Origin of the sequence: Microcoleus sp. Pol12A5, assembly GCF_036701435.1 — a bacterium.
GTDB lineage: Bacteria > Cyanobacteriota > Cyanobacteriia > Cyanobacteriales > Microcoleaceae > Microcoleus.
In genome coordinates, this window is sequence record NZ_JAUBQU010000037.1 from 40,687 (window position 1) to 51,849 (window position 11,163).

11 protein-coding genes are annotated in these 11,163 nt (G+C 47.2%); 3 read left to right on the forward strand and 8 right to left on the reverse strand.

The genetic code is table 11. The annotated features are described in order from the left end of the window. The first annotated feature begins 141 nt into the window (after positions 1-141). The gene (locus QUA45_RS12665; RefSeq protein ID WP_333220937.1) at positions 142-2,955 is read left to right on the forward strand and encodes a chloride channel protein; all 2,814 of its coding nucleotides are present in this window, start codon (positions 142-144) and stop codon (positions 2,953-2,955) included. Positions 2,956-3,539: 584 nt separating this feature from the next. Here the strand turns inward: QUA45_RS12665 and QUA45_RS12670 are convergent. The 4 genes from QUA45_RS12670 to QUA45_RS12685 all read right to left on the reverse strand — a co-directional run bounded on the left by QUA45_RS12670 (position 3,540) and on the right by QUA45_RS12685 (position 5,933). Then, positions 3,540-3,782, reverse strand: a complete 243-nt coding sequence (locus tag QUA45_RS12670; RefSeq protein ID WP_333149232.1) for a hypothetical protein — start codon at positions 3,780-3,782, stop codon at positions 3,540-3,542. A 186-nt stretch (positions 3,783-3,968) separates the two neighbouring features. Further along, positions 3,969-4,235 (reverse strand): hypothetical protein, encoded by a 267-nt coding sequence (locus QUA45_RS12675; protein WP_333220938.1) that lies wholly within the window; start codon positions 4,233-4,235, stop codon positions 3,969-3,971. A 112-nt stretch (positions 4,236-4,347) separates the two neighbouring features. Beyond that, positions 4,348-4,758, reverse strand: coding sequence for a hypothetical protein (locus QUA45_RS12680; RefSeq protein WP_015176250.1), 411 nt, complete (start codon positions 4,756-4,758; stop codon positions 4,348-4,350). Positions 4,759-5,147: 389 nt separating this feature from the next. Next, positions 5,148-5,933, reverse strand: coding sequence for a PspA/IM30 family protein (locus tag QUA45_RS12685; protein ID WP_015176249.1), 786 nt, complete (start codon positions 5,931-5,933; stop codon positions 5,148-5,150). Between the two features lie 70 nt (positions 5,934-6,003). On the opposite strand from QUA45_RS12685, the gene QUA45_RS12690 reads away from it, so the two are divergent. Continuing rightward, positions 6,004-6,180: a hypothetical protein gene (locus tag QUA45_RS12690; protein ID WP_190274389.1), complete on the forward strand. Its 177-nt coding sequence runs from the start codon at positions 6,004-6,006 to the stop codon at positions 6,178-6,180. A 54-nt stretch (positions 6,181-6,234) separates the two neighbouring features. Here QUA45_RS12690 and QUA45_RS12695 read toward each other — a convergent pair whose 3' ends face one another. From QUA45_RS12695 to QUA45_RS12705, 3 genes are all read right to left on the reverse strand, one after another. After that, entirely contained in the window at positions 6,235-6,939 is a 705-nt protein-coding gene (locus tag QUA45_RS12695) for a PspA/IM30 family protein (RefSeq protein WP_015176248.1), read from the reverse strand. A 144-nt stretch (positions 6,940-7,083) separates the two neighbouring features. Continuing rightward, on the reverse strand, positions 7,084-8,310 hold the full coding sequence (locus tag QUA45_RS12700; protein ID WP_333220940.1) for an SPOR domain-containing protein: 1,227 nt from the start codon (positions 8,308-8,310) through the stop codon (positions 7,084-7,086). Positions 8,311-8,370: 60 nt separating this feature from the next. Beyond that, the gene (locus tag QUA45_RS12705) at positions 8,371-9,585 is read right to left on the reverse strand and encodes a transposase (protein WP_333220942.1); all 1,215 of its coding nucleotides are present in this window, start codon (positions 9,583-9,585) and stop codon (positions 8,371-8,373) included. Positions 9,586-10,163: 578 nt separating this feature from the next. Between QUA45_RS12705 and QUA45_RS12710 the strand changes: the two genes are divergently transcribed. Then, complete coding sequence (locus QUA45_RS12710; protein ID WP_333220944.1) at positions 10,164-10,466, forward strand: hypothetical protein; 303 nt, start codon at positions 10,164-10,166, stop codon at positions 10,464-10,466. A gap of 229 nt (positions 10,467-10,695) precedes the next feature. On the opposite strand, the gene QUA45_RS12715 is transcribed toward QUA45_RS12710, so the two are convergent. Further along, positions 10,696-11,163: enoyl-CoA hydratase-related protein (locus QUA45_RS12715; RefSeq protein ID WP_333220946.1), on the reverse strand; the 468-nt coding region annotated here is incomplete at its 5' end.

Genomic DNA, 11,163 nt, shown 5'->3' on the forward strand with positions numbered 1-11,163 from the left:
CAGAGTAACGCAGATTAGTAAAATTAATCTGCGTTAATTTTGGTACACCTCCGGTTAAAAATTAGTTATATTTTGCTAAGTCGAACGATTTTTCGCTAAAGTGCGATCGAGCAGACAATTATCAGGTCATCTACGCTATTTATGCCGTACATTACTATCCCTAAACAACTTAGGGAACCTTCTAGGGTCATCGAGTCTCAACTGTTTTTACGACCGAAACGCCTCGCTATTTTTGAAGCTTGTCTGATCGGTTTAATTTCAGGGCTGGCTGGGGTTTTGCTCAAATCAGGAGTAGGATGGCTCGGCAGTTGGCGAGTTGCTACCTCGACATTAATTCCAGCTTGGATCTTGCTTCCGGCTGTCGGTTTATTTGGCGGGTTGCTGACAGGTTTCTTGGTAGAGCGTTTTGCTCCCGAAACTGCAGGCAGCGGTATTCCTCACGTCAAAGCTGCTCTGGGCGGCGTCAATCTTGCCTTAGATTTGCGAGTAGCTGTCGCCAAACTTCTGACCACTATTTTAGCAGTTGGTTCCGGTTTAACTTTAGGAAGGCAAGGCCCGACTGTGCAAATAGGAGCCTCTTTGGCCGGCTGGATAGGTCACTTGATGCCTACTTCTCCAGATTACCGCCGACAATTGATTGCTTGCGGTGCTGCTGCGGGATTGGCTGCGGGTTTCAACGCTCCGATTGCAGGAGTTTTGTTTGTAGTTGAAGAACTATTGTATGACGTTTCGGGATTGACTTTAGGGACTGCAATTATCGCTTCATTTATCGGTGCAGTTGTCTCGCAGCTTTTGGGCGGCGATAGTTTAAATTTGAACCTTCGCGAGTACCCCAGCAGTTTTGAAGCTCAGGAAATTCCGTTCTACATACTATTAGGAGTTTTAGCGGGATTGCTGGGAGCTTGCTTCAGCAAAGGAATTATTGCTAGCTTGCAGTTTAACAGGCGATCGCTCAAATTAGCTTTGCCCGCGCGAGTGGCTCTAGCTGGTATCATCTGCGGTTCAGTAATAGCTCTCCTCCCAGAAACTTTCCGCAACAATACGGGTTTGCGAGAGTTTCTGCTGACCGGGGAAGCAAGCGGAATAACGAGTTTAATTGCTTTTATAGCTCACTTTTTCCTGACAATTATTTCCGCCGCTTCAGGAGCTCCGGGAGGATTGTTCTCCCCTTCCCTAGTTATGGGTTCTGCACTAGGTCACATGGTGGGCATTGTGCAGGCAGATTCCCTGGGCGTAGGTTTGCCGGTAACTTACGCTTTGGCGGGAATGGGAGCATTTTTTTGCGCGGTTACTAGAGCACCGATTACTGCGGTAGTAATTGTGTTTGAAATTACGGCGGATTTCAAATTAGTGCTGCCTTTGATGATCTGTTCTGTAGTTGCTTATTTAGTCGCAGAAAAGGTAGACAGTGGCTCGCTGTACACTCACCTTTTGGAGTTTAACGGCATTCAACTGACAAAGGCAAAAGCTGCAAGCAATACTTTGAGCGACTTGTACGCAGATGACGTGATGCAGCGCCGAGTTGAAACTCTTTCGAGTTTGCTGACTTTCGATGAAGTGATCCAGGCATTTTCGCGATCGCACCACCGAGGATTTCCAGTCGTTGAAGATGGCAAATTAGTCGGAATTGTCAGTCAAACCGATTTGGCAAATGCCCGCGAGCGCAATTTGTCCGGCAACTCGCTGCTCAAAGAATTTATGACTGTACAGCCGATCGCAGTCAAAGCAAGCGATACTTTAAGCGAGGTATTGTACAGGCTTAACAACTACAATATCAGCCGCTTACCAGTCGTAGAAGGTCGGCGTTTGGTGGGAATTATTACCCGCAGCGACATTATCCGAGTTGAATCCGATCGCCTCAGCGGAGAAACAACCCGGGGCCCGCATCCAGAACCTTCCTATGTTGTCTATCAAACCAGAGCTCCGCAAGTCGGAAACGGCCGCTTATTAGTGCCGCTTTCCAACCCCCAAACAGCACCCGCTTTGCTGCAGCTGGCGGCCGCGATCGCGCGCGATCGTAATTATGAATTAGAATGCCTGCAAATCATCTTAGTACCGCGCAACAGTTCCCCCTCAGAAACCACAGTGCGGACAACAAAAAGCCGCCGCCTGCTGCAACAAGCCGAACGAATTATTCGCAATTGGAACTTGCCTGTACACACCCAAATACGGGTAGCTCATGACGTACCTCACGCGATTTTAGAGACAATTAAGGAGCGACATATCGATTTAATTTTGATGGGATGGCAAGGCGAAACATCCACCACTGGACGCATTTTTGGTGATGTGGTCGATACCGTAATTAGGCAAGCCGGCTGCGAGGTTATTTTGGTTAAATGGAGCGAAAAAATATTAGCAAACCGCAAGAAAAATGAGTTTGCCACCGCTCTTAACGGGGGGAAATATGCGTCTATAGAATGCGACTTAAATCCCGAAAGAGTTGACGGCGCAGATCATCCCAAATTTGCGATATCCTCAGATTCATCAGCGACTCCAGAGACTGAACTTTCCCCGCCGAATTCAGACATTCCAGGGCCAGAATTGGGACTGCACACCCTGATGGGTTTGCACCGCTGGTTGGTTCCTATTCGGGGCGGTTACAAGCAAGCTGCAGCTTTGAGGCTGCTACCTGCTTTGGTGGCTGCAAGTGCTGTACCGGAGATTAAATTGTGTCAGGTTCACCAGCCTTCTGTTGCAGAACCAGATAGGGGGGAATTAAAGCAAGCAGCGGAGTTTATCAAGCGCAGGGTTAGCTGTTCGATAATAGCGACTTCGGTTTGCGCTAAATCGGTTTCGGATGCTTTAATTGATTTGGCTCAGAACGATCAGTGCGATGCGATCGTCCTGGGAGCTAGCCGGGAAGGGCTGCTGAAGCAGGTGATTCACGGGAACATTCCGGAATCTGTGGCGCGGGGGTGCGACTGTACAGTCATTTTAGTGCGATCGGCTTCTTAGCAAATTAATACTATTTTAGTCTTGTTTCCAGGCAGACCTCCTAAATAATTAGACTTTAAATAATTATGGCTTACAGCTAGATAGTTTTCCTAATCCGGAGGCGTTTTCCTGAATTCCCTTCAAATTTCATAAAAAACTATCCATGCCTTTTTCTGCTTCTGCTTCACAACAGCTAAATTCTCGCTTTCCTTTTATTTTTAACACTCAATTGCTTAGTAAGTGATGTATAATAATGCAAAGCAAAAAGCAGATTAATTCCAAAAAAAACCAAAGTTAAAACAAAGGTAAAAAAAGAGGTAAACGACAGCCGGGAAGTCATCGTAAACATAGCCAGAATGATGGAGCAAAGCCCAAAACCTGCAGCAAAAGAACTTAAAAGCAGCAACCGTACCCTAGACATAGTTTTATTGAAAAATTATCAGTAAAATACACTTTTGGCACCTAACGATGAGTGCCAAATGATAATTATTACTATATAGCGAAATTGCTCAGTTCCGCCAAGGACAAAACGACTGCTTTCCTCAAAAGGTTTGAATTCTACAAAAAAATACAGCCCGCGCTCTTGTAAACTCGTATTGCTCGACTTAATACCAATCAAAGGAATTCGCCAGCCCAAGCTGAGCATTCCACCTTTGGCTGTACAGCCAGCGCAGGTGCAATCCCGCTGACAGCAAACTATTAGTTTCCAAAACCGCGCTTTCCCTGGGGTTCCAAACATTGCCAAAATCCACAAACGGCGTCACCTGCAAAACTCCTTGTTTGTCGTCGGTGCGCTTGCATCGGATACCGCAACTCGCCTGAATAGAAAATCCCGCTATTATCGGCAAGCATTGCATCCTGACGGTAGCCCGGCAATGTGTCTGAGCCTCCTATACCGAATGGTTCGATCGCCAAAAGCTCTGCCTCAGCCAATTTCACATCACCGCCCCCAGCAGCGTCTCACGAGCCAACCACCGCACGTACTGCAATTGACCGCTGCCAAGTCAAAAATTGACTGTCTGAGCTGCTGCTGCTCACCTTAGCGCCCAATGCTGCCATTCCCAGAGTGAACTGCGATCGCCTCGCCAAGACATCTCTCCCCTTTGAGTAAAATCCTGAAACAGCCTCAGCACCGCAACCGGATTTCTATCCGGATTATCTGCTTCCGGCGACAGTGGAAAATCCTTTCGCAGCAAAGATGTATCGCTTTCTCGACTGCAGGTACCAATATTGATCGCGATTTCTTTTCTGGGATTTTGCACGATCGGCTCGCGGTAAATCAACTGCCAACTACTTCCCATCGATCGACTTTTATCGTACCCGGAATCTTAGCAATTCTGCAGGCTGTGCCAGTGGGGGAACAGCAGGTGGCAAAAGCGGTTCGCCTGAAGGCAAGGGCTTTGGTGTTGCGGGTTATGGGAGAGGAGCCGGATTTGGCAGCCGCGGGTTAGGAATCGGAAATTCGTGTCTATTTTCTCCTCGGTTCGGCAATTGAGGGAGAGTTTCTGCAGGCTCACTTTGGGTCGATCGATCAAACTCCGGGATGCTATTTTCTTGCTCTTTACTGCCTCTATCTAATTCTGAACCCGAGTATAAATCACGAAGCCGATCGCGATCGTCTGCTGTTTCTTGATTTAGTTTTAATTGAGACAGTAAATTATCCTGTAAAATGGGCGCTTGCACCCCTGAGTCGGTAGCAACCATCGACTCGTTAACACTTAGAGCTGATAGCAGTGCGGGACAAATAGCTGCAATTGAAAAACCAAGTGCTAATGCCTTGAAAAACTTGATTTTACAAAAGCCTCTAGAAAATTGCACGGGCATGACAGGTTAGCAATATTTGATAGTTATTTACACTTACGATCGGGCGCGACCGACGCAATTGCAAGGAATAAAATTACTTTATCACTTTTTAAAGAGTTAATTTCTTAAATCAATATAAAGATAGTTGACAGCACTCCTGTTTTGTGTAATGACAAATTGCTCAAAAACTCTTACCTCCCAAGCTAGACTTCTTGCAAGAAATAAAATTACTTTATCACTTTTTAAAGAGTTAATTTCTTAAGTCAATATAAAGATAGTTGACAGCACTTCTGTTTTGTGTAGTCAAAAATTACCAAAAAAACTCCGACCTCCCAAGCTAGCCCTGTAGGTCGGCGGAGCATTCTATCAAACCTGCGATCTGAGAAATAGGTAAATTTTGATAGAGATTACTACATTTTATTGAGCTGCGATCGCAATTCTTCCAACTCAGCGTCAATCACCGGGCTCGACTCCGAGCTACTAGCTGCTGCCGTTTTACCCGCAGCCGGCAATTGACCTTGAGACACAGAACCCCCGGTCAGTTGAGCTTTCATCTGAGCCAACTCGTCGTCAACATCACCACCGCTTTCGAGCAAGCGGAACTGTTCCTCTAAATTGCTGCTGCCGGCTGCCAATTCTGCCGAAGCCCCCGCGCGAGCTTCAATCTGCAAAACTTTTTCTTCCATGCGATCGAAAGCCGCCATTGAACTGCCTGTATTCAAGGTGCCAATGGTATTGTTGAGCTGTTCCTGAGCTTTAGCAGCCGATATCCTCGCTTTGAGCATATCCTTCTTAGTCTTAGCTTCAGAAATTTTGCTCTCCAAACCGATCAAGTTGCGCTTGAGACTTTCCACCTGAGCCGATTGCTGATCCAGACTGGCTTTCAGCGTAGCCGCCGTTTCAGCGTGAGACTTTTTGCGAACTAGCGCTTCCCGGGCCAAAGTCTCGTCTCCTTTTTGCAGGGCTAGCTGAGCGCGCTGCTGCCACTGGTTAGATTGAGATTCAGCTTGATTGTACTGAGTCTGGGTGCGCTTTTGAGTGGCGATCGCGCTGGCAACGGCCTGACGCAACTGCACCAAGTCTTCCTGCATATCCGTAACGGACTGTTCTAAAATCTTTTCCGGGTCTTCAGCTTTATTGACCAGATCGTTAAGATTGGCTTTGACGACTCGGCTAATGCGGTCAAATAATCCCATAATGCTATTTTTCCTGGGTGAGGTGTACGAAGTAGGCGGAAAGCAGGCTTGATAGCCCTAGCCCGCAGTTGTGAAATTCACTCTTGTCAGATTTTTAGTGCGATTTAGTTTTTGGCAATTTTTGCAGACAGATAAATCCAGTTTAAAGCGATCGAGTAATGCGATGCAGGCAAGCTTATTCATGCACCTATCTATTGAGTTTAACGTCGATCCGGGAATTCCCCAACAGGCTTCGAGCCATCTCTAGCTAGGCTGTTGAGAAGTTTTTGCTCGTCCAGACTATTGTTCTGCTGCTTGGGGTTCAGGATGCGGGCGGCTCGCCCGACGGCAATTTGGGTGTATTGTTGCCCGGAAGCATTTGTGCTTTCATCGCCGCCAACTCGGTATCCACATCGTCGGCACCTTCGAGAGAGAGAAACTTCTTTTCTAAATCATTAGTTCCGAGTTCTGCGATTGCTTCGGAGCGAGCTTCTAGCTGCATGACTTTCTCTTCCATCCGTTCAAACGCGCTCAAAGCACTGCCGGTACTGAGATTGCCCATCATTTCTTGAAGTCTTTCCGACGATGCGGCCGATCGAGCTCGGGCAATGTACATATCTTTTTTAGATTTTGCCTCGGAAATTTTACTTTCGAGAGTCCGCATATTTTCTTTAAGTTTAGTCACAACAGCGTTCTGTTGTGCGAGACTGGCTTTCATCGCCGTTGCCGTTTCTTGATAAGATTTCTTGCGCGTCAGAGCTTCCCGCGCCAAATTTTCCTCGCCTTTTTGCAAAGCTAGCTGCGCCCGCTGATGCCATTCTGCTGCTGTAGACTCAGCTTGGGAGCACTGGCGTTCAGTGCGTTTTTGAGCTGCAATCGCTCCTGCCACAGCTTGTCTGAGCTGCACTAAATCTTCCTGCATATCCATTACAGCCTGTTCCAGAATTTTTTCGGGGTCTTCTGCAGCCCCGACCAAACTGTTAATATTTGCTCGAATCACTCGCCATAGGCGATCGAATAATCCCATTTTGCCAGTCTCCCGATTTTATTAAATTTTAGATTTAGGACTGGGAATTGACAATTACAAAACCAATTTTGTGTTAGACAAAACATTCCTCATTGTCTAGCTTTGTCTAACAATTTAGTTAAAGTTTTTCACCCTTTACCTAATTTATGGCTGATAGTATTGTGGCTTCACCCCTTTTTCTTGGAGTTCTTTCGCCAAACGTTCTGCTGAGGCAGGATCGTTCAAAGCCCCCATTTGGATCTTGACACCCTTTGAGAAGTTCCGCACGTAGGCATCGGGAACTGCGGTTCTGGCTTGCTGCAGCGATTTTTCGCCTGTGTAATCGGTGACAACGTAATAAAAACCGTCAGCGGCCCGTGCAGGCCTTCCCAGCGGGGATGCGGCGGCTGGCGATGCGGCGGCCGGGGATGCTGTCGCCGGGGATGTGGCGGCAGGCTGGGCTGGGGATGATGTTGGAGGCAGTGTCGGCAGTGTCGGCACTGGCTGCGCGGCACTGGGGCTGGGAGTGGGAAGCAAAGCCGTACTCAGATTGTTTAGTCCTTGTTCCCTGCCTCTGGCCGGGTTGCCGTCTTCTGTAGGAATCGGCACAGCCCCGCTGGGGCCCGGAGGCGCTGGCGGAGTTGGCGGGATTGATGCTTTTGGTGACGGGGAAGGAATCGGGCTGACTGTCGGCTTGACATTGCTGAGAGTGCTCAAATCTAGCTCGACAAATTCCTTGGATACCAGATTTGGAGCTTTCGGCAGTTCTTTGGTGCTGGTATCTGAGATGGAAGTAGAGGCGGGACTGTCGTTTGGAGAGGATGAGGTGCGATCGAGCAAACGATTCAGGCCGACCATCTTAACTAGATTTGACGGGTACATGACTGCGTAGCCCAAAGCTGTGCACGACAGCAAAAACAGCAGCATCGAACTCAGTCCCAAGGGAGTTAACAAACTAGCGGCTAAACTGCGTTCTACCGCAGGCTCAGCTTTTGACTCGTCCAAACTTTCGATCAGTTTTTCGCTTGATTCGAGATAATTGTTGGGTGCCAAGGCACTGCTAGATAATTTTGTGCCACCCCTGGTAGTTGCTAGCGGGGCATCGCCCTGAGTGCCAGCCAGGGATAGGGGCAGGGACAGGGGCTGCTGCGTTTGCTCCGCGGCCTCCGGGGGCAAATTTTGGGCTAGCTGTTGCTCGGTTGTGGCTGTTTGCTTGCCGGTACGAACTGAGGGCGACACCCACTGTTCCGCGCGCCTCCTGTGCCTTCTGTATGTTGTCAGTTCTGCTTCTAGGTTTACATCTAAACTCCCCAGGACTGCTTGCAAAGCAGGCTTGATTGGGGTTGAAGAGGATTGATGATTTGGGGATTCAACCGAAGAACGCTTACTCATTAGCAAAACTCCTACCGCCTCTGAATTAATTTTAATGTTTTGATTTTGACACTCCCGGGCCTAAAGGCGTGGGGATTCTTGCTTCGCAGGGATTCCAATGAATTTACCCTCGGCAAGCATCTTGACCGTATGCCCTACGGCTGCAAGCCCTCGGTTGAGAACTACTTGTGCGGCTGCGACATCTCTGTCGGTTGTATAGCCGCAATTGTGACACGAGTGAGTTGGTTGTGATAACTCTTTTTTGCCTGTTTGGTTAAGGCAATTGGGACAAATTTGGCTAGTCTTTTTAGCATCTACTTTCTGGAAATACACACCGCGCTTAAAGCAAGTTTTCTCCAATATGTTGAAGAATTGCCCAAACCCAGCATCTAAGCAGTGCTTACCTAACATCCCCGTTTTCAGTTCGACCAGATTAAGGTCTTCTACAAACACCATACCCGCGTCATCACAGATTTGATGTGACAACTTGCGATGCCAGTCTTTTCGGCAGTTTGCCACGTGTTCATGCAGCAAAGCGACTTTTTTCTGAGCCTTTTTCCAATTATTTGACCCGATTTTTTTTCTAGTAACGCGCTGTTGCAGCAATTTAAGCTTGCGTTCTGCGTCAGCAAAAAACCTAGTTCTTTTAATTAAAAGCCCGTTAGAAGTTGAAATCAAATTAGTCAACCCTACATCAATTCCTACGGGATTGCCGTGAGGAATGATATCGGGAATTGAGACATCCCATTGCAAAGTCAACATTATATACCAGCCACTAGACCGTCTAACGACGCGAGCCTGTTTGATGATTGCGCCTTGGGGGATGGGACGTGACTGACAAAATTTTATCGAGCCAATTACAGGCAATTTAAAGCGGTTGCCTTGATGGAAAGTTGTACCCAACTGTGGGAAACTCAAAGACCTCAAAGCCCCCTGTTTTTTGAACCGAGGAAACCCGTGATTTTGCTCCCACATACTGACGAAAGCTTTTTCCAATCTCCGCAGCGTTTGTTGCAACACCTGAGCGTTGACTCGCTGCAATGCGGGGCTGGCCTTCCTGTATGCTGTTAAAGCCTTGCATTGACTTGAATATGTCGGTCTAGGCTCCTCAGCAGGAATAATATACTCGGAGCCAATGGAGCAAGAGTTGATCTGACATTTGCGTGAGTTGTACCAGTCTTTGCGTTCTCTTAGGGCATAGTTGTACACCTTGCGGCACTGTTCTAGCCAATCTTCAAAAACTGCTATTTGTGTCGCTGTGGGCTTCAACTTAAATTCAAACGTCAAATTAAACACTTGCTTCACCTCCTTGACTTAGCATACAGCAAGTCTACAAATCGTCTAATAATTTCTTAGAACCAATTAAAATCGCCCGCTTATGGGCGAGGCTCTCACCCCAAAATTTTGGTAGATATAGAGAAGAAGCTTAAAAACTTGCCTATTTTATGATTAGCTACTTTTGGTGTCTATGCAACAGGGACCCGATCGCCTGCTGTCGATCGCCGGCAGCTATTTTTTATTTTCATTTGAAAACTTAATTGTTGCTATTATCCGGAGGCTGCTTAGGGACACTCTCAGCGAATTTTTGTATTCTAAGCTACCGCCTGTTTGTAACCTCTCATACTCGTTGGGCATTTGTACTTTTTCTTGATCCCTAACGGCTTTATAAACTTTTAACCTTTGTTTTTACCTATACAATGAGCAAGCACCGATCTAATTGTTTCTATATATAACGAGATTATAAATAAATTATAAAATTTAATTATGCTTCGGGGATCGCTACAACCCAGACAGCATAAAGGTTGGAATGCTCTAAAACCTGCTAGCTCTACAAAGGAGAATTAGAGATGAAAATGATTTCCCTAAGAACTTTTATGCAAACCTCCTTAACTTCACCTTTAACTTCAGCTTGTGGTCACTGCCGTCACTATACCCCTGAGGGCAGACGCGGAGGTGTTTGCGCTTTACTAGGCGGGCCGGTTCAAAGTCACTGGAAAGCTTGTGCTTTAGCGGTTTCGCCTTTTAGGTCATCTTGGGAAAACATAGAAGAAATTGGAATGTGGCAAGAATCGACTCTGACGCTGCAGGATGCCACGGTCACTCTTTCCGAGCGCAATGCCTGCCAGCTTACAGGCACAACGTTAACCGAAAAATCGGCAGCACCAGTCTCGGTTTAGTTAGTCGGCAGCAGGATAGGTCATACCATTTTCGATTTTCGATTTTCGATTGGGGAATCACTGATCAGTATCATGGTTTGGATCTGGCAAAGCAGTTTCATTCTTTTTGGGAAATGGTATCAATACTGACACTTGTGGGCGATCGGGTGCATTGGGCTTTACTAACTCAGAAAAATCAGCAGCATTTACTTTAATATGAGCGCATAAAAAAACTGATTTCTCCATCCAGCTATGGCAGCCAAGGATATTGACTAAAATCAGGTTGCCGTTTTTCCAAAAAGGCTTGTTTGCCTTCGGCGCCTTCTTCGGTCATATAGTACAGCAAAGTGGCATTTCCCGCCAGTTCTTGCAAACCTGCTTGACCGTCGCAGTCGGCATTAAAAGCGGATTTCAAGCAGCGAATCGCGATCGGACTTTTTTCGAGAATTTCCGCAGCCCACTGAATCCCTTCTAGTTCTAGTTGTTCGACGGGCACGACGCAGTTGACTAAACCCATTTCTAGGGCTTGCTGGGCGCTGTACTGGCGACACAAAAACCAAATTTCTCGGGCTTTTTTCTGGCCGACTACTCGGGCGAGATAGCTAGCTCCGAAACCACCGTCGAAACTGCCAACTTTGGGGCCGGTCTGTCCGAAAATAGCATTGTCAGCAGCGATCGTCAAGTCGCAAATTAAGTGCAGAACGTGACCGCCTCCAAT